19 protein-coding genes and 2 pseudogenes are annotated in these 23,868 nt (G+C 69.7%); 8 read left to right on the top strand and 13 right to left on the bottom strand.

All coding sequences use genetic code 11. From position 1 onward, the window contains the following. Nucleotides 1–188 precede the first annotated feature (188 nt). From SSOG_RS04585 to SSOG_RS48160, 3 genes are all read right to left on the bottom strand, one after another. A complete protein-coding gene (locus tag SSOG_RS04585) occupies nt 189–1,631 on the bottom strand; it encodes an MFS transporter (protein WP_009713041.1) in 1,443 nt (480 codons plus the stop codon). Between the two features lie 306 nt (nt 1,632–1,937). Next, complete coding sequence (locus SSOG_RS04590) at nt 1,938–2,393, bottom strand: LysR family substrate-binding domain-containing protein (protein WP_050799764.1); 456 nt, start codon at nt 2,391–2,393, stop codon at nt 1,938–1,940. A 16-nt stretch (nt 2,394–2,409) separates the two neighbouring features. Then, nucleotides 2,410–2,550: a helix-turn-helix domain-containing protein gene (locus tag SSOG_RS48160; protein ID WP_078510241.1), complete on the bottom strand. Its 141-nt coding sequence runs from the start codon at nt 2,548–2,550 to the stop codon at nt 2,410–2,412. 121 nt (nt 2,551–2,671) lie between these two features. Here SSOG_RS48160 and SSOG_RS48165 point away from each other — a divergent pair. Further along, a pseudogene (locus tag SSOG_RS48165) lies at nt 2,672–3,839 on the top strand (MFS transporter); the annotation flags it as partial. 80 nt (nt 3,840–3,919) lie between these two features. Here the strand turns inward: SSOG_RS48165 and SSOG_RS04600 are convergent. The 3 genes from SSOG_RS04600 to SSOG_RS04610 all read right to left on the bottom strand — a co-directional run bounded on the left by SSOG_RS04600 (nt 3,920) and on the right by SSOG_RS04610 (nt 7,309). Continuing rightward, the gene (locus tag SSOG_RS04600) at nt 3,920–4,600 is read right to left on the bottom strand and encodes a DsbA family oxidoreductase (protein ID WP_039936570.1); all 681 of its coding nucleotides are present in this window, start codon (nt 4,598–4,600) and stop codon (nt 3,920–3,922) included. A 355-nt stretch (nt 4,601–4,955) separates the two neighbouring features. After that, entirely contained in the window at nt 4,956–5,582 is a 627-nt protein-coding gene (locus tag SSOG_RS04605; RefSeq protein ID WP_063631536.1) for a TetR/AcrR family transcriptional regulator, read from the bottom strand. Between the two features lie 14 nt (nt 5,583–5,596). Further along, entirely contained in the window at nt 5,597–7,309 is a 1,713-nt protein-coding gene (locus SSOG_RS04610; protein ID WP_050799767.1) for a DHA2 family efflux MFS transporter permease subunit, read from the bottom strand. A 132-nt stretch (nt 7,310–7,441) separates the two neighbouring features. On the opposite strand from SSOG_RS04610, the gene SSOG_RS04615 reads away from it, so the two are divergent. After that, on the top strand, nt 7,442–8,905 hold the full coding sequence (locus SSOG_RS04615; protein ID WP_009713047.1) for an MFS transporter: 1,464 nt from the start codon (nt 7,442–7,444) through the stop codon (nt 8,903–8,905). 311 nt (nt 8,906–9,216) lie between these two features. On the opposite strand, the gene SSOG_RS58330 is transcribed toward SSOG_RS04615, so the two are convergent. The 3 genes and pseudogenes from SSOG_RS58330 to SSOG_RS04625 all read right to left on the bottom strand — a co-directional run bounded on the left by SSOG_RS58330 (nt 9,217) and on the right by SSOG_RS04625 (nt 11,367). After that, nucleotides 9,217–9,702: a multicopper oxidase domain-containing protein gene (locus SSOG_RS58330; RefSeq protein ID WP_425385464.1), complete on the bottom strand. Its 486-nt coding sequence runs from the start codon at nt 9,700–9,702 to the stop codon at nt 9,217–9,219. A 112-nt stretch (nt 9,703–9,814) separates the two neighbouring features. Next, nucleotides 9,815–10,627, bottom strand: a pseudogene (locus SSOG_RS58335) (multicopper oxidase domain-containing protein); the annotation flags it as partial. A 299-nt stretch (nt 10,628–10,926) separates the two neighbouring features. Further along, complete coding sequence (locus SSOG_RS04625; protein ID WP_154685890.1) at nt 10,927–11,367, bottom strand: hypothetical protein; 441 nt, start codon at nt 11,365–11,367, stop codon at nt 10,927–10,929. Nucleotides 11,368–11,586: 219 nt separating this feature from the next. Here SSOG_RS04625 and SSOG_RS04630 point away from each other — a divergent pair, with 219 nt between their 5' ends. From SSOG_RS04630 to SSOG_RS04640, 3 genes are all read left to right on the top strand, one after another. Beyond that, the gene (locus SSOG_RS04630) at nt 11,587–12,402 is read left to right on the top strand and encodes a DUF5134 domain-containing protein (protein WP_106516594.1); all 816 of its coding nucleotides are present in this window, start codon (nt 11,587–11,589) and stop codon (nt 12,400–12,402) included. A gap of 10 nt (nt 12,403–12,412) precedes the next feature. After that, entirely contained in the window at nt 12,413–13,135 is a 723-nt protein-coding gene (locus SSOG_RS58845) for an extracellular solute-binding protein (RefSeq protein WP_078510243.1), read from the top strand. 168 nt (nt 13,136–13,303) lie between these two features. Continuing rightward, nucleotides 13,304–14,110 carry a DeoR/GlpR family DNA-binding transcription regulator gene (locus tag SSOG_RS04640; protein ID WP_039936571.1) on the top strand — a complete coding sequence of 269 codons (807 nt, stop codon included), beginning with the start codon at nt 13,304–13,306 and terminating at the stop codon, nt 14,108–14,110. 495 nt (nt 14,111–14,605) lie between these two features. Here SSOG_RS04640 and SSOG_RS04645 read toward each other — a convergent pair whose 3' ends face one another. Further along, the gene (locus tag SSOG_RS04645; RefSeq protein ID WP_009713054.1) at nt 14,606–15,148 is read right to left on the bottom strand and encodes a TetR/AcrR family transcriptional regulator; all 543 of its coding nucleotides are present in this window, start codon (nt 15,146–15,148) and stop codon (nt 14,606–14,608) included. Nucleotides 15,149–15,243: 95 nt separating this feature from the next. On the opposite strand from SSOG_RS04645, the gene SSOG_RS04650 reads away from it, so the two are divergent. Further along, entirely contained in the window at nt 15,244–15,984 is a 741-nt protein-coding gene (locus SSOG_RS04650; protein WP_009713055.1) for an SDR family oxidoreductase, read from the top strand. A gap of 7 nt (nt 15,985–15,991) precedes the next feature. On the opposite strand, the gene SSOG_RS04655 is transcribed toward SSOG_RS04650, so the two are convergent. Together SSOG_RS04655 and SSOG_RS04660 are read right to left on the bottom strand one after the other, a co-directional pair. Beyond that, the gene (locus SSOG_RS04655; protein ID WP_009713056.1) at nt 15,992–16,819 is read right to left on the bottom strand and encodes an SDR family oxidoreductase; all 828 of its coding nucleotides are present in this window, start codon (nt 16,817–16,819) and stop codon (nt 15,992–15,994) included. Between the two features lie 22 nt (nt 16,820–16,841). After that, nucleotides 16,842–19,721: a tetratricopeptide repeat protein gene (locus tag SSOG_RS04660; protein WP_039936572.1), complete on the bottom strand. Its 2,880-nt coding sequence runs from the start codon at nt 19,719–19,721 to the stop codon at nt 16,842–16,844. Between the two features lie 310 nt (nt 19,722–20,031). Here SSOG_RS04660 and asnB point away from each other — a divergent pair, with 310 nt between their 5' ends. Further along, complete coding sequence (asnB, locus tag SSOG_RS04665; RefSeq protein WP_009713057.1) at nt 20,032–21,864, top strand: asparagine synthase (glutamine-hydrolyzing); 1,833 nt, start codon at nt 20,032–20,034, stop codon at nt 21,862–21,864. Nucleotides 21,865–21,974: 110 nt separating this feature from the next. Then, nucleotides 21,975–22,475 carry a hypothetical protein gene (locus tag SSOG_RS04670; protein WP_009713059.1) on the top strand — a complete coding sequence of 167 codons (501 nt, stop codon included), beginning with the start codon at nt 21,975–21,977 and terminating at the stop codon, nt 22,473–22,475. Nucleotides 22,476–22,664: 189 nt separating this feature from the next. Here the strand turns inward: SSOG_RS04670 and SSOG_RS04675 are convergent, their stop codons facing one another. Beyond that, nucleotides 22,665–23,813 carry an acetyl-CoA C-acetyltransferase gene (locus SSOG_RS04675; protein ID WP_009713060.1) on the bottom strand — a complete coding sequence of 383 codons (1,149 nt, stop codon included), beginning with the start codon at nt 23,811–23,813 and terminating at the stop codon, nt 22,665–22,667. Nucleotides 23,814–23,868 lie beyond the last annotated feature (55 nt).

The following is a 23,868-nucleotide window of genomic DNA, read 5'->3' on the forward strand; positions in this document are numbered from 1 at the left end:
TGACGTGGAAACGCCACGGCACCCGCACCGCGCGTTCCAGAACCCCGATTCCCTTGCCGTGGACGGCGACTCCCCCGGCGTCGCCCGGATGTCCATGACGTGTGCTCCTCCATGCATGAAAAAGGGCCGTCCTCACGCCGGTTCCCCGGCATCGGACGGCCCTGTTGGCTTTCTCCTGGCTCCGGCCGCTAGATGGTGGCTCGCTCTCCCCGGGCGGCCGGAGCGGCGTCGACCTGGGCCGCTGCGGTGGCCTTGTCGCCACGCATCAGCAGCAGCGTGGTCAGACCTGCCACCGCTGCGATCGCGGCTGCCCAGATGAAGGCCGCACTGAAGCCGTCCGTCAGCCGGGGCAGGTTGCCCAGCTGACCGGCGCCCTGCGACGTGGCCACCGCGGTCAGCGCGGCCAGACCCAGTGCCGAACCCACCTGATAGGTGGTGTTGACGATGCCCGACGCCAGGCCCGCCTGCTCCTGCGGCGCTCCCGACATGGCCGTCATCATCGCCGGGATGTACGCGAGCGACATGCCCAGCGCGGAGACCAGCGAGGCAGGCAGAACATCCACCACGAACGTGCCCGTGGGCTCGACCGCGGACAGCCACACCAGACCGGCCGCCAGCACCAGCAGGCCGCCGCCGATGAGCGGCTTCGCACCGAACGTGGCCATCAGCCTCGCCGTGATCGCCGTCATGAAGATCATCAGCAGCACGGTCATCGGCAGCAGGGCAGCCCCGGACTCGAACGCCCCGTAGCCGAGCACCTGCTGGAGGTACAGGTTCAGGAAGTACCACATCGGAATCCACGCGGCACCCAGCAGGGTCATCGCCAGGTTGGCCGAGCCGAGCCGCGGGACACGCCAGATACCGAGTGGCATCAGCGGTTCGCGCACCGTCTTCTGGATCACGAAGAAGAGCAGCAGCAACGCGGCGGCACCGAGCAGTTGGAACACGGTACCGGCGGAGCCCCACCCGACCTCCGGAGCCCGGACGACGGCGAACACGGACAGCGCGAGCCCCGCGGTAACCGCCACCGCGCCCAGCACATCCACCCCGCCGCGCCGACCGCCGACGGCCGGCAGCAGCTTGGTGGCCGCGAGGGTGGCGACACCGATCGGGATGTAGATGATGAAGACCCACGGCCAGCTGAGCCACTCGGTGAACACGCCACCGAGGAAGACACCCGCCGTACCGCCCGCAGGAGCCGCGGCGCCGTACAGCGCCATGGCCTTGCCGAGCTCCTTCGGGTCGTGTGCGAAGAGCATCATCAATAACGTCATGGCCGAGGGTGCGATCAGCGCACCACCCACGCCCTGCACGGCGCGGCCGACGACCTCCACCCCGGCGGTCTGCGCGGCGGCCGCGACGACCGAGCCCGCGACCAGGATCACCCACCCGGTGGTGAAGACCTTACGCGCGCCGAGCAGGTCGGAGAGGCGGCCACCGAGCAGAAGGAGTCCGCCGAAGGCGATGACGTACGCATTGAAGATCCACTGGAGCTCGCCCTGTGAGAAGCCGAGATCCTTCTGCATCTCGGGGAGCGCCACTCCGATGATTGACGTATCCATGATCACCATGAACTGGGCGGCGGCGAGCACGACGAGTGCCCACCAACGCCGAGGATTGACGGCCGACATGGCTCTACCCCTTCTCGCCACATACCCCCAGTGGGTATCTTGGGGTCAGACCATAGCATACCCCCGGGGGGTATCAATCCGCCGAGGACGGCCAGGTCCGGCGGTGCTGCGACACAGGCAGCAATGGCCGTCGGCACTCAGATGGCACTTGCCGGTGCCGGTGAACCCGCCGTGGGGAGCGCCGCTCCTGGATCCACCCTTCGTTCCTGGCGAGCTGTTCGGCCGCGGTCAGGAACGCCCGCACAGCAGGCGTCGCTTCGTCGGCCTGCCACACGAGGGCGAGGTCGAGGGTGGCGGTGGCGCCGGTCAACTCGATCGCGGAGGTCGCCGCGCCGAGGCGGGGTCTTCACGGAAGGCGAAGGCTTTGCCGGTCCGGGCGAGCATGGTGGTGAGTTTGTCGTGGTGGGCAGGGGCGTTGGCGCGGGAGTAGAAGCAGAACGTCTGCCCCTCGAACTCTTCGAGGCTCGCGGAACCGCGCTGGGCGAAGGGGTGGTTGATGTCGACGACGGCGACGAAGTTCTCCCGGCGCAGGGGCCGGCGCCGGTATTCGGGCCGGTCGGGCAGCGTGTGGGAGATGGCCACGTCGAAGTCGCCGTTCTGGAGGGCGGCGTCGAGGTCCGGTGTCCAGCTTTCACGCAGGACCACCTGCACGTCGGGGTGTTCCTTGGCCACCGCACGGATCAGACGCGGCATGGTGTCGTAGGCCGCCGAGAGGATGTAGCCGACGCGGACGGCGCCGAGCTCGCCGTGCTCGGCACGCACGGTGCGTGCGATCAGTTCATCCGTCTCGGCAAATCACGCCGATGCGCTGCTCGAGTTGGGCGATCTGGCGGCTGAGCGGAGGCTGCGCCATATGGAGCCGCCGGGCCGCATTCTGGAACCCGCCTTCGTCGGCGACGGCGATGACATAGCGCATCATCCGACGCCTCCCTGTACCGGGGTGTCGCCCTTGGTGGTCGTCCGGCCACACGACGCCGGAGAGGTTGGCGCCACGCTGGAGGTGTGCCGCGCCGAAGGCATACAGGGCAGCACGTTTGAGCATGGAGGTCGTGAGTACGTCCCTGGCCTCCCCGCCCCTGTCCACCCGCCGCCGTCAGTTGGTCCTGGCGACCTGCTGCCTGAGCCTGTTCATCGTCAGCCTCGACAACACCGTCCTACAGATCGCCCTGCCCACTCTCCAACGGGATCTGGACGCCCAGTTGTCCGGCCTGCAATGGACGATCGACGCCTACACCCTCGTCCTGGCCTCGCTGCTGATGCTCGCCGGGTCCATGGCGGACCGCATCGGGCGCCGCCGTGTCTTCATCACCGGGCTGGTCGTCTTCACCTCGGATCAGCACTGTGCTCGCTCGCTCCGACACTGGAGACACTGGTCGTCTTCCGCATGGTGCAGGCCGTCGGCGGTTCGATGCTCAACCCGGTTGCCATGTCGATCATCCCCACACCTTCACCGACCGCCGCCAACGAGCCCGCGCCATCGGAGCGTAGGGAGCCGTCGTGGGCCTGTCCATGGCCGCCGGTCCGCCGCCCCGACCCCGTCGGCCGAGTCCTCGTGATCGCCCTCCTGGCCGTTCTCACCTACACGATCATCCAGGCCCCCGACCGCGGTTGGGCCTCCCCCCTGACGCTGACGCTGGCAGCCCTGACACTCGCGCTCGCCGCTGTTCTGATCGCGTACGAGCTGCGTCGCGACGAGCCCCTGGTGGAACTGCGGTTCTTCCGCTCGGCCTCATTCACCGGCGCCGCGGTCAACGCCGTGGCCAGCTTCAGCACCCTGGGCGGCTTCCTGTTCCTGACCACCCTTTACCTGCAAAACGCCCGCCACCTCAGCGCGCTGCACACCGGACTCTGGCTGCTGCCCATGGCCGTCATGACCTTCCTCAGCGCCCCCTTGTCGGGCCGACTCGTCGCACGGTACGGGCCCCGACACCCTCTCATCGTGGCAGGCATCGCCATCACCTCCAGCGGCACCCTGTTCGCCGCCTTCGACGGGCAGACCCACACCTGGCCCCTGATCCTGGGCTGCGCACTGTTCGGACTCGGCTTCGGCTTTGTCAAAGTCCCCATCACCCACACCGCCGTCTCCGGCATGCCCGTCTCCCAGGCCGGCGTCGCCTCGTCCCTCGCTCCACCTTCCGGCAGACCGGCAGCGTCCTCGGAGTCGCCGTGATCGGCGCCTTCCTCGCCTCCCGCGTCGCGCGACGACGAGCGCGCCACCCGTACCGTCCAGTCGACGGGCAGCCGAAGGGCAGCGGGAACACCAGCGCGGTAGCAGGGACACCAGCCACTCATGCGCTCTTGGTGAATTTGCCCTTCCAGGCGACGTCGAGTGCCTCCAGGAACGTCTCGACCGGCTGGGCACCGGACACGGCGTACTGACCGTCGAAGACGAAGAACGGGACTCCGCCGATGCCGAGTTGCCCGGCCTGCCGCACATCGGCGTCGACGTCGGCGTCGAACGCGCCGCTGTCCAGCGCCTCGTGGGCGGCGCTCCGGTCGAGGCCGATCTCCGCGGCCAGTCCGGCGAGGACGTCGTGGTCGCCGACATGGAGTCCGTCGGTGAAGTAGGCGCGGAAGAGCCGCTGGACCATGTCGTGCTGACGGCCCTGGCTCCCGGCGAAGTGGATCAGCCGGTGGGCGGCGCGGGTGTTGGTCGCGATCGCGGAGTCGAGCCGGAAGTCCAGCCCGATCTCCGCGGCGCGAGCGGCGACCTGCGCGTTCATCGCCTTGGCCTGCGCCTTGGGGAAACCGCGCTCCTTCGACAGGAGTTCGTTGAGGTCGACGGCATGGTCGGCCGGCAGGTGCGGCATCAGCTGGAAGCTGTGGTAGCGGATCTCGACGTCGGAGCCGTGGGGGAACTTCTCCAGGGCCTGCGCGAGCAGCGTGTCGCCGATGTAGCAGAACGGGCACATGATGTCGCTCCACACATCGACGACGAGCCGGCCCTCGGGGCGCTCGGGCGCGCTCATCAGGAACACTCCCCGTCCACGGTGCACACGCCCACGGTGTCGTCCGACGCGAGCGTCACGAATGCGGGACGTACCTCGGTCGCTTCAGTCCCCTCGTCCCGATCAGGCGTGTCATCCGACTGCACGGAGACATTCCTCAGGCTTGATGTCATGTTCGACGTACCTCTTTCCGAGGAGCGCTGCGCGGCGGTCTGCGGTGTCCGTGTCCCGGGTGGAACACGGAGCCATTTTGACCCGAGGGTCAAGTTATCCTTCGGACGATAACATACATCTTGACCCCAGGGTCAAGATGTATTGCCCCGGGATGCCGGAATGCGAGCCCCCATGGCGAGAGCGGCCGATGGAGGGCCCCGCGTCAGCTGTTGGGGACCGGCCGCAGGATGGAAGACAACGTGCGGTCGAGGATGTCCGGGACACTCTTGGTCTTGAGGTGCCGTGCGTCGGCCTCGGCGGCCGCCGCGTGCAGCAGGCTGTAAAACGTGGTCACCAGCCAGGCCAGCGGCAGGTCGGTGCGGAAGACCCCTTCCTCCTGGCCGCGAACCAGGATTCGCTCCACGCGTGCGAGAACCTTCTTGTGGTGGGTACGGCGACGGGCCGGGGCGATGACGCCCTCGGAGGCCAGGAGCAGGAAGGCGTGGCGCTCCAGGATGTTCCAGCCGGACCGGACGAGCCGCGAGAACGCCTCGTCCGCGGGGCCCTCGTCCAGCCGCTGGGCCTGGAGCGCGGTATCGGCCTGCTGCACGGAATCTTCCAGCACGGCGTCCAGGAGTGCTTCACGGGACGGGAAGTGCGCGTACAGCGTGACCCGGCTGACCCCGGCCGCCTTCGCCACCGCGGTCAGGCTCACGTTCGGGTCCTGGCGGAAACAGTCGATGGCGGCGGCGATGATGGCCGCGATGCTGCGTTCCGCGTCGGCGCGTCGGCGCGGTTCGTCCCGTTCCGATCCGGTGGTTCGACGTACCTTGTTCTGCGGCGTGGACATGGTGGGAGCGTATGTCACCTCCTTCGCGCCGTACCACGCACTCGGTGGCCCGGCACAGCGGGTCTACGGGCGACCCCGGAGCGGGTGCCCGCTTCGCGGGTCACGCACGGGGGCGGGGTCCCGGCTCCGCGGGAGCGGACTCGGGCGCGCCCGGCCCGTCCGCGGACCCGGTCCTGCCCTTCGGGAAGAACACCAGTGATACGAGGATGCCGACGGCGGCGACGACGGCTCCGGTGAACATGGCGGGTGCCATGCCGGAGACGAAGGCGGAGCGGGCGGCCTCGGCGAGCGCCTGCCCGGCCCGTCCGGGGAGCTCGCCGGCGACGGCGAACGCGGCGCCGACGGATTCGCCGGCCTGGTGCAGCGCAGGCTCGGGCAGTCCGGCCGCGGCCCCCGCTGTCCGCCAGCCGGTCGCGGTACGTGCCCGCGAGCAGGCTGCCGAGTACGGCCACGCCGAGCGCGGAGCCGAGCTGCACGGCCGCACTGTTGGTGGCGGATCCGACGCCGAGGTCGTCCTCAGGGAGCGAGCCGACGATGGCGTCGCTGGTCGGGCCGATGATGAAGCCGGCGCCGAAGCCCAGGAAGAGCATGGCGGCGAGCACCCGGCCGTAGCCGTCACCGTTCCCGGTGGTGGCCAGGAGCAGCAAGGAGACGGTGGCGAAGGTGAGGCCGGCGGCGGCGAGCCACCGGGTGCCCACGTGCTGCCCGAGGAAGGACGCGAGCGGGGCCGCGACCAGGATGACCAGGGCGGTCGGTGCGATCCGCATGCCGGTCTCCCCCGCGTCGTAGCCGAGGACGAACTGGAGGTACTGGACGAGTACGAACAGCGCGCCGAGCAGCGACAGCAGGCCCAGGAAGACCAGGACGTTGCCCACGGCGAGGTGGCGGTTGGCGAAGATCCCCAAGGGGAGCATCGGCTCCTTGGCGGTGCGCTCGCGGCCGAGGAAGGCGGCCAGCAGCACTGCCGAGACGGCGAAGCCGATGAGCACCGGCGGACCGGTCCAGCCCTTGACCGGGCCCTCGATGATCGCCCACAGGAGGGTGCCGACGCCGAGGACGGAGAGTGCGGCGCCCGGCAGGTCCAGCCGCCGGGCGATGGCGGCTCGCGAGTTCGGCACGACCCTGAGGGCGACCGCCAGGGCGACGATCCCGATGGGGACGTTGATCAGGAAGACGGAGCCCCACCAGAACTCACCGAGCAGCCAGCCGCCGACCAGCGGCCCCATCGCCAGACCGACACCGATCATCGCGGACCACAGTCCGATCGCCTTCATCCGCTCCGCCGGATCGGTGAAGACCGATCCGATGATGGAGAGCGTCGCGGGCATGATGAGCGCCTCTCCGACTCCCATCACGGCGCGGGCGGCCATGAGGGACGTGGTGCTGTCCGAGAAGGCGGCGACGGCCGAGGCGCCCGAGAAGAGGACGAGGCCGATCAGGAAGACGGGCTTACGGCCGAATCGGTCCGCGACGCTGCCCGCGACGAGCATCAGACCGGCGGCCATCAGGCTGTAGATGTCCACCAGCCACTGCAACTCGCTGGTGGTGGCGCCGAGTTCGCTGACGAGCGTGGGAAGCGCGACGTTCAGCACGGTGACGTCGAGACCGACGATCAGCAGGCTCAGGCACAGCACCGCCAGGATCGGCCAGCGCAGCGGATGGCCCGCGGCGCCGGGGGTGACGGCGACTGGGGACGGGGACGGGGACGGGGACGGTACGGAACCCACGGCACACTCCATAAGTTGAACACCACTGTTCAGGTTCACTGTAACGCCGCTAACTTGAACAATGCTGTTCAGATTAGCTTGGACTTGCCCTAAGTTAACCCTGACAGCATTGTTCAAGTTAAGGAGTCTGCGGTGAACACGGAGCGTCACACCCACGGCGAGGCGGCGGACGGCCCACCGGACCCGCGCCGCTGGCTGATCCTGGCACTGCTGTGCATGGCGCAGTTCATGCTCATCGTCGACGTGACCGTCGTGAACGTCGCCCTCCCCACGATCGGCGCCGAACTCTCCCTCGGCCCGAGCTCGTTGACCTGGGTGGTCACCGCGTACACGCTGTTCTTCGGCAGCCTGCTGCTGCTCGGCGGGCGGATCGGCGACCTCGTCGGGCGACGGCGGATGTTCCTGGTCGGCCTGGCACTCTTCACGGCCGCCTCACTCGTCTCCGGACTGGCCGAAAGCGGCGGCGTGCTGATCGGCGCCCGCGCCGTTCAGGGCGTGGCCGCCGCCGTCATGTCGCCGGCGGCCATGGCCCTGGTCATGACCGTGTTCCAGGGCCCCGAGCGCAATCGCGCACTGGGCGTGTGGGCGGCGATCGGCGGCACCGGCGCGGCCTTCGGCGTGCTGATCGGCGGGGTACTGGCGTCCGGGCCCGGCTGGGAATGGATCTTCTTCGTCAACGTGCCGATCGGTCTCGTGGTGCTGCCGGCGGTCCCCGCGCTGCTCAAGGAGCGGACGGTCGCCGTTCACGGGCACGGCCACGGCGAGGCACCGTCCGGGGTCGACCTGCCGGGCGCGCTGACCATGACGGCGACCCCTGCCCTGCTCATCTACGGGCTGGTCCAGGCCCGCGACCACGGCTTCGGTGACCAGTCCGCCTGGCTCCCGCTACTGGGCGCGGTGGTCGGTGCCGTGCTCTTCGTACTGGCGGAGCGATCCGCGGCAACGCCCCTGATACGTCTGCCCTTCCTCGCACGCCCCTCGATGGTGGGCGGCAGCCTGCTGATGCTCGCCGCGTCGGGCGTACTGATCTCGGCGTTCTTCCTGTGCTCGTTCTACCTCCAGCACGTCCTGCGGTTCAGCGCGCTGCGCACCGGCCTGATGTTCCTGCCGGTCGCCATCGCCACCACCCTGGGCGCCCACCTCGCTTCGCAGGCCCTGGCGCGCCTGGGCTGGCGGGTGACGGCCGCCGCCGGCATGGTGCTCGCCGTGGCCGGGGCGCTGCTGCTGACCGGCCTGGAGCGGGAGGGCAACGCATGGGCCCAGGTACTGCCCGGCTTCCTGCTGCTCGCCTTCGGACTGGGCACCGGTTTCGTCTGCGCCATCACCAGCGCCATGCACGGCGTCGAGCACGCCGACGCCGGACTGGGCTCAGGCCTGGTGAACACCTGTCATGAGCTGGGCGCTTCGCTGGGGATCGCGGTGGTCGCCGCCGTCGCCGGCACCAGCCTCGAGGGTGGCAGGGCGGCGTCGGTCGACGGCTTCGGCGGCGCGTTCCTCGCCTGCGCGGCGATCGCGGCGATGGCCGCCGTGGTCGGCCTGACGCTGTTGCCCAAGGGCAAGCCCGACCCCTCCGCCGGGCCGATCATGGCCCACTGAGCCACCACGGAGGGGCGCCCCCGGGCTCCCGCTCGCCGTGCGCCCCGAGGAGGTCACCAAACCGATGTTCTCCCGGCGCGGCTTCACGCTCGAGGCGGGCGGCTGGGAGCGCATCAGCCGCCGTGCCCGCGAGCACGGGCTGACGTCCGCGATGGTCCTCGCGACCGCGTACGCCGAGGTGTTGGGCGCCGGCCCGGTCAGCCCGGTCGATCACGTCAGTTCCGTCAACGCCACGCCGTGTGCAGGTTTTCCCCCGGGGAAGGGCTCCCGTCACATGGTGGCGTCCACCGTGACGGGAGCCTCCGGCGCCATCAGGCCCGATAGGCCACCAGCGCCATCATCCCCGCCTCCCCGTGGTAGGCGTTGTGGCAATGCAGCATCCACCGGCCGGGGTTGTCGGCGTCGAAGATCACGGACAGCTTCTTCTTCGGCAGCACGATCGCTGTGTCCTTGCGGGGTCCGGAGCTCCCGAGCTGGTACGTGTGGCCGTGCAGATGCATCGGGTGCCACATGCCCGTGCGGTTCGTGAAATCGAGCCGGACCCGCTGCCCTTCCTCGATCACGAGGGGGGCGGCCGTCGGATCGCTCATGTCGAAGGGCTTGCCGTTGATGGCCCAGTTGTACTTCGTCATACCGCCGGTCAGGTCGATGCGGTGCACCCGGTCGACCTTCTTCGACGGCAGCCGGACGTCGTCCGCCGCGCGAAGCCGGGAGGCCGTCACGATCGCGCCGTTCAGTTCCTTCGGGCGGACGGTGGCGTTCGGGGCCCTGCCGGAGCCGGTACGGACCAGGGCCATGCCACTGGCGTTCTTCCCCTCGGCGAGTGCGACGAGCGGCGACGCCGCCGTCGGCGAGCGTGACCAGTACGTCGTAGCGCTCGCCCATGCCGATCAGCAGGACGTCGACCCGCCGTGCTCGACGAGAGCGTCGTGTGGTGATGTCATCTGTGCCGCCGAGCGCGACGCGTAGGCGTGTCGCCGCCGCGTTGATGATCCGCAGGCGGACCCGCTTGCCCGGGCTTGCCGGTGTACACGTCCGGGTCGGCCCGGGACACGGCCCGTTGACCAGGTGGTACGGGTACTTCACGTCGCCGGCGTCCCCGCCGAGCAGATCGCTCTCGGCGCCCATCAGCATGAACTTCATCGACATGCCGTCGCCGGAGGCGGACTTGGACGGTGAGGCGCTCTTTCCCGCGCCTTGTGCTTCCCCTTCATGGTCCATCCCGCCCATGTCACCCATGTCATGGCCGCCCATGTCGTGGCCGCCCATGTCCATCCCGCCCATACCCCGCTTCAGTTCGGCGAAGACCTCGTCGGGTGTGCCGGTGACGCCGTCGACCCAGTCGTCCAGGACGACGACCCATTCGTCGTCGTAGGACAGCGGCTCCTTCGGGTCCTCCACGATCAGCGGTGCGTGCAGCCCGCGGTCGAGCTGGACACCGACGTGTGGGTGGAAGAAGTACGTGCCGGGGGTCTCGGCGATGAAGCGGTAGGTGAAGCCGGCTCCGGCCCGTACGGCAGTCTGAGTGGCCGGGGGAACGCCGTCCATGTCATTGCGCAGCGCGAGGCCGTGCCAGTGGATGGACGTGGCCGTCCTGTTCGGCAGCTGGTTGGAGAGCTCGGCGGCCACGGTGTCACCGGCCGACACCCGAACCTCCTTGCCGGGGGCCTGACCGCCGAAGGCCCAGCTCTTGGCCATGACGCCGTCGCCGAGCTCCAGCATGGCGGGCGCGGCGGTCAGGGTCAGCTTGTGCACCGTGCCGGTGCTGGTGCGCTTCTTCTCGGCGGCGGCCACGGCCGGGTCGGACGGCTTGACCAGGGCGGTGGCTCCGCCCGCTTCGCCGTCGGAGCCACCGCAGGCGGCGAGCGCGCCCGCGCCCGCGATGCCGAGCCCGGTCAGCAGGACGGAACGTCGGTTGATGCTGTTCACGATGATGGTGTCCTCTTCTCGATGTGCCTTCTGTTCGGTCGCGCGGGCACGGCTGATCACGTCCACGGACGCGGAGCTGCCGTGGAGGCGGCCTACAGGAGCAATCGAGAGAGAACGGAAAGGTCGGGCGGCGCCCGGCTCACCGTGCCGGGAACGAAGCGACCCGTCGGGGTGGCGTGCGCGTCGCCCTCGCGGCCGCCCCAGGGCTCGTTCGGCGGCATGAACGTCACGCCGTCGACGCCGGCGGTCGAGCAGTGCTGCGTGGCCATGCCGGAACAGACGCCACCGTCACTGTGCGCGGCGGGGCTGGAAGCCCGTGCGGTGTCGTCGTGCCCACCCTCGGCCGCGGACATCGTCGCCGAGGGCGCATGGGCCGTGCGCGCCATCCCGGCCATGGCGGTGGCATGCGCCGAGGAGGGCATCTCGTGGTGGAGGAGTACGGCGAGCGCGGCGAGCAGTGCGACAGCGGCGGCCCGCGCCCAGCGGGCGGCGCCACCGCGGGCGCGGCCCCGACCGGACTCGGCTGTCGTCATGGCTCCCATCCCTGCTCCCGGTGAGCGACCCCGCCAATATACCCGGTAGGGGTAATAGTGAACGCTCTCCTAAGCTCCTACGTACTCAGGGGCTCAGCAGTCGATGCCGCACGAGGCACCGAGACCGCACTCGGACGGAGAGGGAGCGCAACGATGGAGACTCTGAGTTGGTCCATAGCGGCGGTCGCCGCGCTGGTGGCCGCCGTCAGCCTGGTCCGCATGGTGACCACCAGGGGGGAGACCCGCTTCGCCGCGGGGGGCGATGCACTGATGGGCGCGTGCATGACTGTCATGGCCATGCCCGGAACGGCAGCCTGGTACGGCGGTCACGGCATGTGGTGGGCAACGGCATTCGCCCTCCTGGCTCTCGGCGGCGTGATGATGGCCGTCAAACACACGCGTGCAAGCGGCTGGGGCCACGGCCGCCACTGGGTGCATCTCATTGTCGGCAGCGCCGGCATGGTGATCATGACACTCGCCATGACGAGTACACCCTCGGGGCCGGTACTGGCGCTGGGCGGCTCGTCCATGGCCGGGATGCCGGGCATGGAGAACATGCCCGGGATGGACTCGGCTCAGGGCATGGAAGGCATGGAAGGCATGGAGGGGATGCAGGGCATGGAAGGGATGCACGGCATGAACACGCCGGGCATGCCCACCGCGGCCGACTCCACCACAGCGGCGTCTTCGGGCTCCTTCTGGCGTTACGTGATCGCAGCGCTCGCGGTGTACTTCCTGCTGTCCATCTGCGCCTCCCTCTGGGCCCGGGTCCGGGGAACGAACAGGGAGGACGTCCCCGCCGGCCGTGACAGCGGCCGAGGCCGCACATGGGGGCGCTGGCTGCTCGCCATGCCGGACACCGTGGTGGTGTTCCTGGTATCGCTGACCATCTCGGTGTGGGACAAGGCCCGCGCGGCGGAGCGGGGAAGCCACGGCCGTCGGCGCAGGATCGGCGCGGCGCCGGACGCGGCACTGGCCGCTCACATCGGCATGGGCGGAACCATGTCCGCGATGCTGCTCATGATGGCGGCGTGACGGGCGCCGCATCGATGTCGCCGGCGCCGCAGCCACCGCCCTTCTCTCCACTTCCTGTTCCGGAGCCGGAGCCGGTGGATCCTCGGGCGGGGGCAAGAGCATCAACGTGCTGATGGTCGGCAACCCGCAGATGGAGGACGTCGCGAAGCTCACGAAGAACACGTTCACGAAGGACACCGGCATCAAGGTCAACTTCACCGTCCTGCCCGAGAACGAGCTTCGCGACAAGGTCACCCAGGACATCGCCACCCAGGCCGGCCAGTACGACGTGGCCACCATCGGGGCCTACGAGGTGCCCATCTGGGAGAAGAACGGCTGGCTGCACGAACTCGACTCCTACGCCGACAAGGACACCGGCTTCGACAAGGCCGACCTGCTGAAACCGATGGTGCAGCCCGCCGACGTCGTCTTCGACTGCGTGGCCCGGGAGCGGTCCATGGCCCAGGCCACCGACCTGGTGGCCAAGGGCCACATCGTGGTCGTGGGTGTGGGAGCCGCCGGTACGACCCCGATCCGCCTGGACCTGATCCAGGACCGGGAGCTCCGCATCGAGGGCACCCTGATGTACACCGCCGAGGACTACCGTGCTGCCCTGTCCCTCATCGTCTCGGGCGCCGTCGACACCGATGAGATCGTCACCGCCACCTATGCGCTGGAGGACGCCGCCCAAGCCTTCGCCGCTGCCACCGATCCCCAACACGTCAAGGTCCTGGTCACGGTGGACGGTCCCTGACAGCGCGCGGCGGGCCGAAGTCCGAAGCCCGTGAACCGGATGAGCCCCGGCCTCCCCGGGCCCGTGTGCGAGACTGCGGGACCGGAGCCATGCGACCGCCGCCGTGCTGGGCCGGGGCCCGTCCCTGCAGCCGGACCGACCAGGACCCGAAGGGGAAGGAGAGTCGCTGTGTCCGCCCGTACGCGACTGTCACAGGCCGCCGTCGAGGAACGGCGGCAGGCCATCCTGCGCCATGTCGCCGAACACGGTGAGAGCCGCATCGACGACCTCGCCCGCGGCTTCGACGTGAGCCTGATGACGATGCACCGGGACCTGGACGACCTCGCCCAGCGCCATCTGCTGCGCAAGGAGCGCGGCCGGGCCGTCGCCTTCCCCGCCCTCACCATGGAAACCGCCACCCGGTTCCGGGAGAACAGCGCCCTCGCGGCCAAATCCGCGCTGTGCGCGGCCGTCGCCGACCGCGTCAAGCCGGGCAGCACGGTCCTCATGGACGACTCGACCACCCTCTTCCCCCTCGCCCCCGTGCTCGCCCGGCTGGACCAGCTCACCGTCGTCACCAACTCGGTCGGCCTGGCGCAGCGCCTCGGCCGCGCGCCCGGGGTGAACGTCACCCTGCTGGGCGGGCACTATCACGGCGACTTCAACTCCTGCACCGGCTCCGCCGTCACCCGCGCTCTGTCCAAGATCCGCGCGGACCTCGCCCTGATGTCCGCCACGGCCGTCCTCGAAGGACGGCTCTTCCACCCCTTGCAGGACTACGCCGAGGTGAAGCTGGCCATGCTCGCCGCCGCGGAGCAGGCGCTGCTCCTGGCGGACCATGCGAAATTCGGCAAGACCGCCACGTACGCGTACGGCACCGTGGCCGACTACCACGCGGTCATCACCGACACCCGCACCCCCGAAGCGGAGTTCGCGGCCATCCGCGAACTCGGAGTGCCCGTCGAGACGGTCGAACCCGAAGAGCCCGCCCCGTGAGACACACCCTGTTCGAACCGCAGTGCTGGGGCTACCGGAACATGTTCACCATCATCTGATGAATTAATCCGAGAGCCGCAATCGCTACCAGCCACCACGCAGGATCACGCCATGGGCGCTTTGGCCACTCGTCATCCTCCATCTCGAATCCCTCCCCTCTTCAGCTCACTACTGAGCGACAGTTGTACGCCATGTGAACGACGAGTTTTGCCTCTTGGTCAACGTCATGGGGAGGGCTGACAACTGCGGAGACGGGTGCGAGACACGGCCGTTCCACGGAACATCCGTACGGCGTGACTGTTTCCGGTAAAGCGTGCGGAAGCGGGCGCCCTCGCGGCCTGGGACCGTCATTGGTATGACACAAATTGGGCCCCCTCCCAATTTCCTCCGGCTAGCGAGATATCGCTACACTTGCACGCCTTGAGGAGCCCTCGAAGAAGAAGTACGAGAATTCACCACATCGGTGACCGCGGGTCAGATGGACGACTCCTCCGGTCAGCGAAGGCCGTCGAGGATGACGTTCATCAGGGGCCGTGCCGTCGATTCCCACTCATCCCGGTCCAGCCGGCCGAGGTAGGCGATGAGCAGCAGGACCCCGTGGGCGTCCACGTCCGTGCGGAGGGAACCGGCCGCTTTCCCGGCGTCCAGCAGCTGAGCGAGGGCGCCTTCGATGGGGTTGCGGCTGTGGGCGACGAGATCCTGCCACGCCACCGGCTCCAGCGCCGCCAGGACGCCGCGCTTGATCTCGGCGTAGTCGATCACCCGGTCCAGCCAATGGCGCAGGGCTTCCACGGGCTCGTGCTCCGCCAGCAAGGCGGAGGCGGCGGTCACGAGTTCTTCGACGTCGCGCCGGTAGACCTCGGCCAGGAGCGCTTCGCGGTTGGGGAAGTTCCGGTAGAGCGTTCCCTGTCCAACACCGGCGCGCTTGGCGATCTCGTTGAGGTGGACGTCGTGGGACTCGGCGAGGGCTGCGCGGGCGGCCTCCACGATGCGGGTCCGGTTCTGCACCGCATCCGGACGACGGGCTGACGCGCTCATGGGCCTCTCCTGATGTTCCGCCTGGCACAAGTGGACACGTGTCCGCTAGGGTGAATCCCACTGCGGACACGTGTCCACTTTACTTGGAGGCAGCAGTGCCCTCTCTTCACGGCAAGATCGTCGCCATCACCGGAGCCAGTGGCGGCATCGGCGAAGCCACGGCCCGTCTGCTCGCCGAGCGCGGCGCCGGGGTCGTCCTCGCGGCGCGCCGCAGCGAGCGCATCGACGCCATAGCGCAGGAGATCCGGGAGGCGGGCGGCCGCGCCGCCACGTGCGTCGTCGACGTCACCCGGGCCGAGGACCTGCACCGCCTGGTCTCCAGCGCCGTCGACCAGTTCGGCCGTATGGATGTACTGGTGAACAACGCCGGTATCGCCCCGATCAGCCCGCTGGCCGACCTCGACACCGCAAGCTGGGCGGCGATGATCGATGTCAACCTTCGCGGGATGCTCAACGGCGTGGCCGCCGCGCTGCCCGTCTTCCGTGAGCAGGGGTCGGGCCACCTGGTGAGCATCGTCTCGGTGGCCGGACTGTCCGTGTCCCCCTCGATGGCGGTCTACGCCGCGACCAAGAACGCGGTGCGCACCGTCCACGAGGGGCTGCGCACGGAGTCCACCGACGGGGTGGTGCGGACGACGGCCATTTCGCCGGGGTACGTCCGCACCGATCTCGCCGACTCCATGGCGGATCCGCACATCCGCGAGCAGATTCGCAAGAACATGGACGCGGTGGGCATCTCTCCGGCGGCGGTTGCCCGCGCGGTGGCCTTCGCCGTCGAGCAGCCCGACGACGTCGAGATCGGCGAGATCAACGTCCGCCCCACCGTCCAGGCATGACGCGCGTTCACGCTCCCCTCGCGAGGAACTGACGGGCGCCGCGCAACGTGGTGTGCAGCGTGCGCTGGGTGGCGCCGCTGTCGAGGCGGATATCGAGGGCCCCGGGAAGCGCGCTCTCGGCCCGCAGGCCCGCGGGCAGTCGGGAGGCGTCGAGGCCGTCACGCCTGGCGATGAGGGTGCCGAGTTCGTGACGGCTCACGGCGTCGGCTCCTGCCAGATGGTGCATGCCGCTTGCGTCGCAGGCCGCGAGTTCCAGCAGGGCGGCGGCCAGGTCGGCGACATGGACGGGACAGCGGATGTCGTCGGTGAACAGGGCGCCGCTTCGGGTACCGGCCGCGAGGTCGTGCACCAGGCGTACGTGCACGGACCGCCGGTCGCCGATGATCAGCGAGGTGCGCGCGACCACGGCCTCGGGGTGCACGAGGCGAACCCCCGTCTCCGCCGCGGCCTTGGCCGCGCCGTAGGGGGTGACCGGGTCGGGCAGGCAGCTTTCGTCGTAGTGGACGCGGGCGCCGGAGAACACCGCGTCGCTGGACACATGGACCAGGCGGCAGCCGGACTTCGCCGCCGCCATCGCCAGGTGGACCGGCCCCTCGGCCGTTACCGCCCAGTCGGACGCGCTACTCGTCGCGTTGACGACGAGTAGCGGGCCGACCTCGGCCACGACCGCCTCGATGCGCTCGGGGTCCCGCAGGTCGAGGGCGTGCCAGGCGACCCCCGGGGTGCTGCCGGGCCTGGTCGCGAACGTCGCGGCCGTCGTATGTCCGGCCGCTGCCGCCTGGCGCACCAGCTCGGCGCCCAGGAACCCGCTACCGCCGATGATCAGGACCGTCATGACGCGACACGGTAGAGGCGGGTCAGCCGGACTCCAATTCGGCCTGGATATCGGCGACGAGCTTCTTCGCCGCCGCCAGCTTCGGCCCATAGACCGCGGGATCCGTGGCGTTGAGCGCGGTGAAGATGTCCGCGGCTTCCCGCGCCCGCTTGAGCGCCTCGTCCCGTCGGCCGGACTGCCGCAGGTAGGGGATCGTCGGAAACATCAGCCAGTCCCCCAGCCCGCCGCGATACCTCCCGGGGTTCCCGGTGGCGAGCTGGCGGAGCAGGTCGGTGGCCTCGATGGCACGTTGCGCTCCCTGGGCGTGGTCGGGCTTGCCCCATAGGGCCTGCGCCAGATTCACCAGTGCCCAGGCCTTGCGGTACCGGAGATCCTCGGATCCCGGTTGTTCACCGATCAGCTTGTCGAAGAGGCCGAGCGCCTCCCGCATACGGGCGATGGCCTCGTCGTGGCGGCCGCTGCCCATCAGATAGGTGCCCGCCGGGAACACCAGCCACTGCGCGAGCCCGGGCCGGTAGGTGGGTTTCCTGGTGGCGAGTTGGCGAAGCAGGTCGGTGGCCTCGATGGCGCGCTGTGTGCCTTGGGCGTGGTCGGGCTTGGCCCATAGGGCCTGCGCCAGATTGACCAGCGTCCACGCCTTGCGGTACCGGAGATCCTCGGATCCCGGCTGTTCACCGATCAGCTGCTCGTAGAGGCCCAGCGCCTCCTGCATACGGGCGATGGCCTCGTCATGGTGGCCGCTGGACATCAGATAGGCGCCCGCAGGGAACACCAGCCACTGCGCGAGCGTCGCACGGTAGCCGGGGTCCAGGGTCACGACTTCGCGGGCGACCGCGATCGCGTCGGCCGCTCGGGCGTTGGCCTCCTCGCGCGCCGGGCCCGGCAGGTTCCACAGGGTCTGGGCCCGCGTCACCAGGGCTTGCGCATCGGCGATCCGGGCCGGCGCGGTGGGCGTGGCCGGGTCGTAGAAACACGTCTGGAGCTTCGACACCTCACCGATCTCGCTGCCGAAGTCCATCCGGTAGAGCGATAGGCTGCCCGGCGCCGTCGACACCGCGGCCAGCTCGGAATACGACCACCAGGGCTGCCCGAGCCGCAATGGCGCCGGCCAAGTGGACTGCTGAGGGTCCCGGTAGATGGTCTGGACGCGGCTGTCCCGGCCCTGCCAGAACAAGTTGAGCCGCCGGTCCCCGGTCACCACCGGGACGATCGTGTAGGGCGAGCCCCACTTGGTGAGGTGCCGTGGGGTGATCTCGGCCGGCGCGCTCCAGCCACCGTCGTAGTGGATGTTCCACACGGCCCCGAACTTGCCCCGCCAGACCACATCGGCCTTTCCATCGCCGGTGCCCACGGCGTAGATCCTCGCCGGGAAGTCGGTTCCGGGGAACTCGGCGATCTGCGCCGGTGCGCTCCAGGTGGCGGCGCGGGGGTCGTAGGTGACGCTGTGGACCGTCTGCTCGTTCATGGTCCAGATCGCCATGACCACCCCGGGCGACGGACAGGCCACCGCGAAGTCCGATCCCAGCGAAACGGCGTCGGCCGGGGCAGCCACCCGGGGCGCGCCCCACGCTCCCTTGGCATCCTGGAACGCGGCCATCAGCGTGCCTGCTCCGTTGTCGCGCCACATCACGACGACGAAGCCGGGTGTCGTGGCCGCCCCGAGAAACGAGACGTCGGTGGAGTCGCCGCTCACCTTGACCGGCTCGGCCAGCCATCCGGTCGGCCGGCCGGCATCGGTGCGCGTGGCGTAGACGGCGCCGTCCTTGTCCTGCATCAGGACCGTGATCAGGCCTGGTCCTGATGCCAGGGCGCGAGGCATGGGCTCCTGCCGCACCGCGTGCTCCGCGCTGATGGTCACCGTCGGGCTCCACGCCGGTGCGGTCGCGGTGGAGTCGTAGGACGTGGCGCGGACCTGCGCCTTGCTCTTGTCCCACCACACCAGCACGGTGCGCCCCGGCCGGTCCGACGCGGCGGACAGGGATGTCTCGGACGTCATGGTGTCCGGCACCTCCACCGGCATCCAGGAGGACCACCCGGGTGTGCGCGGGTCCTTGGCCCAGTAGGCCACGGTGTCGCGGAAGGCCATGAGTTTGGCCAGACCGACCCTGACCCGCATGTCGGCGCGGAGCTCATCGGAGTAATAGGCGCGGGCGTCGTCGTACTCGGCCTGGCCACCGGGCCGCCACCCGAGTTGGGTGTGCCCCGTGTCGTAGCCGGTGATGTGGTCCACGCACTGGTAGCCCAGGATGTAGCTTCCACGGTCGTCCGGACCGCCGCCGGTGTGCGGTTCGATGGCCTGATCGGCGTGCTCGAACACCCAGTCCAGCCGCGCCGCGTGCCGGGTCAGCTCCTCGCGGGCCAGCCGGTCCTCGCGGTACTGCGGATTGAGCCCGGCGATCACGCCGAACCGGACGGTCAGCACATAGACATAGGCGATATACGCCAGCCGGTGGTCGAAGACGCTCTCCGGCGCGTTCGGATCCGGGCGGTAGAAGTAGGAGTCGCCCTCCAGCAGCGTATTCGCCGCCAGCCGTGAGTTGTTGTCCGCGTTGGACCGCAGAAGCGGGTCCTTCCGCCCGTCGGCGACCCAGGCGTTGAGCTCGTCCATGGCCGTGCGGGCCCGCCCGCGCAGGCCGTCCAGGTCGCGCCGCAGATTGAGGACGTACGCCTGCTGCTCGACTCGGACCGCCTGCTTCACGGCCTCGAGCACCTCGTCGAACCGCCCCTGGAGGGCGACGAAATCCTGGTGCAGCATCTCCAGTCGGGCCAGGATCTCCTCTTCTGGAGTGGGAGTGTGGCTGCCGAGGCTGACGAAGGCGACGATGCCCTGGTATGCCTCGTACGCCTTCTTGCCGGCTTCGTAGATCGCCAGCGCCGTGAGGACGGGCGTGGGCGTGGCCATATTCGGTGTTCCCCCCTCGGCCTGTGCCCCCCGTGGGCACGCCTGACGCAAGTGAACCACCGGACAACCACACATATGCTGGAAAAATACTTGAGCGCCCCCTCTATGCGCCGTAAGCCCCCCATAGGACACCGTTCCGGGGCACTGATTTCGGACAGCGTTCGAGGCGAAACGTTCTCTTAACAGGAATTTACGCGTGAGAAACGACACCCGTCGGCGTTGGCGGCGGAAGGTAGCGATCCGCCTCCGGAGAGGTAGATGGTTATCCCAGGCAACCGTTCGCTCTCCCGATCGAAAGGGTTGATCACTCGTGTGTGGCATCACCGGCTGGGTCTCCTACCGCCGCGACCTCACCTCCCACCGCCAACTCCTCGACACCATGACGGAGACGATGGCGTGCCGCGGCCCGGACGCGGCAGGCACCTGGGTGACGGGCAAGGCGGCGCTCGGCCATCGCAGGCTGGCCGTCATCGACCTGCCCGGCGGGGCCCAGCCCATGACCGTCGAAACGGCCGACGGCCCCGTCACCATGGTGTACTCCGGTGAGGCGTACAACTTCACCGAGCTGCGCGACGAACTGCGCCGCAGGGGCCACGGCTTCACCACCGACTCCGACACCGAGGTCGTCCTGCGCGGCTACCTGGAGTGGGGCGAATCCCTCACCGAGAAGCTCAACGGCATGTATGCCTTCGCCATCTGGGACTCCCGCACCGACAAGCTGGTGATGGTCCGGGACCGGCTGGGCATCAAGCCGTTCTACTACTACGAGACCGACGACGGCGTGCTCTTCGGCTCCGAGCCCAAGGCCATCCTCGCCAACCCGCTCGCCGCCCCCGTGGTCGGCATCGACGGACTGCGCGAGATCTTCTCGTTCGCCAAGACACCCGGTGAGGCCATATGGAAGGGCATGAAGGAGCTGCGCCCCGGCCATCTGGCCATCGTCGACAGCAACGGGCTGCGCGAGCGGGCGTACTGGCGTCTGGAGGTGTCCGAGCACACCGATGACCAGCAGGCGACCGTCGCCCATGTGCGGGAGCTGCTGGAGGACATCATCGCCCGCCAGCTCGTCTCCGACGTGCCCCGCTGCACCCTGCTCTCCGGCGGGCTCGACTCCTCCGCGATGACCTCGCTCGCCGCCCGCCGGCTCGCCGAGGACGGCGAGACCGTGCGCAGCTTCGCCGTCGACTTCCCCGACCAGGCGGAGAACTTCCGCGCGATCGACGTCGCGCCCAGCGTCGACACGCCGTATGTGCACGCGGTGGCCGAGTACGTGAAGTGCGACCACCAGGACATCGTGCTCGACGGCTCCGCCCTGTCCGACCCGGCCGTCCGGCGGGCAGCCATCGACGCCCGGGACCTGCCCATCGGGCTCGGCGACCGGGACAACTCGCTCTATCTGCTGTTCAAGGCCGTCCGCGAGCAGTCGACGGTGGCCCTGTCCGGCGAGTCGGCCGATGAGGTCTTCGGCGGCTATCCGTGGTTCCACGACGAGCGGCGCGAGGCCGACACCTTCCCGTGGCTCGCCGGGGGGCCGATGCTCGGCGACACCTCGAGCCTGCTGCCCGACGACCTCGCCGCCCGGCTCGACCTGGACACCTATCTCGGTGACCGTTACGTCAGCGCGCTGAAGGAGGTCCCCCTCAAGGAGGGCGAGTCCGGCCTGGAGAAGCGCATGCGGCAGGTTTCCTATCTGCACCTCACCCGCATGGTCAACACGCTCCTCGACCGCAAGGACCGGATGAGCATGGCGGTCGGCCTCGAGGTCAGGGTGCCGTTCTGCGACCACCGGCTCGTGCAATACGTCTTCAACACCCCCTGGTCGCTCAAGACGTTCGACGGGCGGGAGAAGAGCATCCTGCGCGAGGCCACCCGCGATGTGCTGCCCGAGTCGGTGGCGAACCGCAAGAAGAGCGGCTACCCCGGCAGCTTCGACCCCGCCTATCTGGCCGCCATCAAGGGGCAGGCGAGCGACCTCATCACCTCGGGACACCCGGTGCTCGACCTGTGCCGCGTCGAATCGCTGAAGCAGGCCATCGCCGCACCGGGCGAGACCATCACCACGCAGCAGCGCGCCGCCATCGAACGCGCCCTCGACCTGGCCGCATGGCTGGACCTGCGCAAGCCCACCATCACACTGGACTGAGCCGAGCCGCACCGGCGCGCTCGCGCGGACGCGGGAACGATCCAGTCGTTGCCCCGACAGGCGTAACGCAGCGTGATCGGATCCGGGCGTCGAGTTCGTACAGTGGCCCCATGTGGCGCCTTCCGCAAGCCGGTACCCTCGCCGTCCTCAAGCTCCCGGCCGCCCTGCTGCTGGTCACCCTCGTGTTGGTGGGCTTCGGCACGCTGCTGTCGGCGGGCGGGCTGACCGTCCTGACGGTGCACCCCACACGGACGGTCAGCCCGGATCCGACCGTCACGGACAGCCCGCCCAGCCCGACGACCTCACCGCCCACCACGCCGCCGACCTCACCCGTCACGTCTCCGCCCACCACGCCGCCGACCAGCCCCGCCCCGCAGTCCGCACCCGCCACCCCGGGCCCCGCCTCGGGCCCGCTGGCCCAGGGCGCACAGGAGGTGGTGGCCAATTCGGCGGCGCTGCTCACCACCTGGATCGGGCTGATCAGCCAGGTGCTCGGGCTGCTGACAGCGATGATCGGATTCGCCGCCGCGGACCGCCGCCCGGCCACCACCGAGCCCGCCGACCGCGGCGGGTCCGAACCGCCCGAGGACAGGCGGCCCCGTCACCGGTGACCGCCCCGCGTGACCGGTGTGGCCGGTGGGGCACCGGCTGGTGGGTCAAGAGCTCGGGGGAGGCGGCCTCGCCCATGGGCTCCGCACATCCTCCACTTGCTCGCCACATAGCCGACACTGCCCGCGAAGCCCGTCATGCCGGTGGCGGAGGAGACGCCCACCCCCGGGCCCCGCGCCTCAAGGGCTGAATCACACGCGTTCCACCACGGTCGCGTTGGCCATGCCACCCCCCTCACACATCGTCTGGAGCCCGTAACGGCCTCCGGTCCGGCGGAGCTGGTGGACCAGCGTCGTCATCAACCGGGCGCCGGTGGCACCCAGCGGGTGGCCCAGGGCGATCGCGCCGCCGAAGGCGTTGGTGCGTTCCGGGTCGGCGCCGGTCTCCGCGAGCCATGCCTGTACGACCGGTGCGAACGCCTCGTTGATCTCCACCAGGTCGATCCGGTCGAGGTCCAGTCCCGACCGGTCCAGCACCTTCTCGGTGGCGGGGATGGGCCCGGTGAGCATGAAGACGGGGTCGGAACCGACGACGGCCATGGTGTGCACCCGTGCCAGCGGCACCAGCCCGAACCGGCGCACCGCGTCCTCGGAGGCGACCAGCAGGGCGGCGGCACCGTCGGAGATCTGGCTGGACACCGCGGCGGTCAGCCGGCCGCCCTCGGTGAGGGGCTTCAGCCCCGCCATCTTCTCCAGCGAGGTGTCCGCGCGCGGCCCCTCGTCGGTCTCCAGCCCGAACGCCGGCACGATCTCGTCCGCGAAGACCCCGGCCGCCTGGGCCGCCAGCGCCCGCTGGTGGCTGGCCAGTGCGTAGCGCTCCATGTCCTGCCGGGAGACGCCCCACTTCTCCGCGATCAGCTCCGCCCCGCGGAACTGGGAGATCTCCTGATCGCCGAAGTGGCTGCGCCAGCCTTCGCCGTCGTACGGGGACCCCATGCCCTCGCGCTCCCCGAGGAAGAACGGGCTGCCGATGGGCACCAGACTCATCGCCTCGACCCCGCCCGCCACGATGAGATCGGCGGTGCCGGACATCACGGCCTGGGCCGCGAAGTGCACGGCCTGCTGGGACGAGCCGCACTGCCGGTCGATGGTCGTGCCCGGTACGTGCTGGGGCAGACCGCCGGCCAGCCAGGAGGTGCGGGCGATGTTGCCGGTCTGCGCGCCGATCTGGCTCACACAGCCGAAGTACACATCGTCCACGGCGCCGGGGTCGACACCGGTCCGGTCGACGAGCGCGCGCAGCACATGCGCGCCGAGGTCTGCGGGGTGGACACCGCTCAGGGTGCCCTTGCGGCGGCCGACGGGGGTGCGGACGGCATCGACGATGAAGGCTTCGGTCATGGTGCGCTCCGGAGTCTGGGGGGCGGGGTGAAAGGGGTGATCGGGGCGGGCGGGC

The sequence above is a fragment of the Streptomyces himastatinicus ATCC 53653 genome, assembly GCF_000158915.1.
GTDB lineage: Bacteria > Actinomycetota > Actinomycetes > Streptomycetales > Streptomycetaceae > Streptomyces > Streptomyces himastatinicus.

Excerpts from the sequence above, each read along its gene's own strand:
- SSOG_RS04585 (WP_009713041.1), bottom strand. The coding sequence starts at position 1,631 with ATGTCGGCCGTCAATCCTCGGCGTTGGTGGGCACTCGTCGTGCTCGCC.
- SSOG_RS48160 (WP_078510241.1), bottom strand. The coding sequence starts at position 2,550 with ATGATGCGCTATGTCATCGCCGTCGCCGACGAAGGCGGGTTCCAGAAT.
- SSOG_RS04600 (WP_039936570.1), bottom strand. The coding sequence starts at position 4,600 with ATGAGCGCGCCCGAGCGCCCCGAGGGCCGGCTCGTCGTCGATGTGTGG.
- SSOG_RS04605 (WP_063631536.1), bottom strand. The coding sequence starts at position 5,582 with ATGTCCACGCCGCAGAACAAGGTACGTCGAACCACCGGATCGGAACGG.
- SSOG_RS58330 (WP_425385464.1), bottom strand. The coding sequence starts at position 9,702 with ATGGCCCTGGTCCGTACCGGCTCCGGCAGGGCCCCGAACGCCACCGTC.
- SSOG_RS04625 (WP_154685890.1), bottom strand. The coding sequence starts at position 11,367 with ATGACGACAGCCGAGTCCGGTCGGGGCCGCGCCCGCGGTGGCGCCGCC.
- SSOG_RS04630 (WP_106516594.1), top strand. The coding sequence starts at position 11,587 with ATGGTGACCACCAGGGGGGAGACCCGCTTCGCCGCGGGGGGCGATGCA.
- SSOG_RS04645 (WP_009713054.1), bottom strand. The coding sequence starts at position 15,148 with ATGAGCGCGTCAGCCCGTCGTCCGGATGCGGTGCAGAACCGGACCCGC.
- SSOG_RS04655 (WP_009713056.1), bottom strand. The coding sequence starts at position 16,819 with ATGACGGTCCTGATCATCGGCGGTAGCGGGTTCCTGGGCGCCGAGCTG.
- SSOG_RS04660 (WP_039936572.1), bottom strand. The coding sequence starts at position 19,721 with ATGGCCACGCCCACGCCCGTCCTCACGGCGCTGGCGATCTACGAAGCC.
- SSOG_RS04670 (WP_009713059.1), top strand. The coding sequence starts at position 21,975 with ATGTGGCGCCTTCCGCAAGCCGGTACCCTCGCCGTCCTCAAGCTCCCG.
- SSOG_RS04675 (WP_009713060.1), bottom strand. The coding sequence starts at position 23,813 with ATGACCGAAGCCTTCATCGTCGATGCCGTCCGCACCCCCGTCGGCCGC.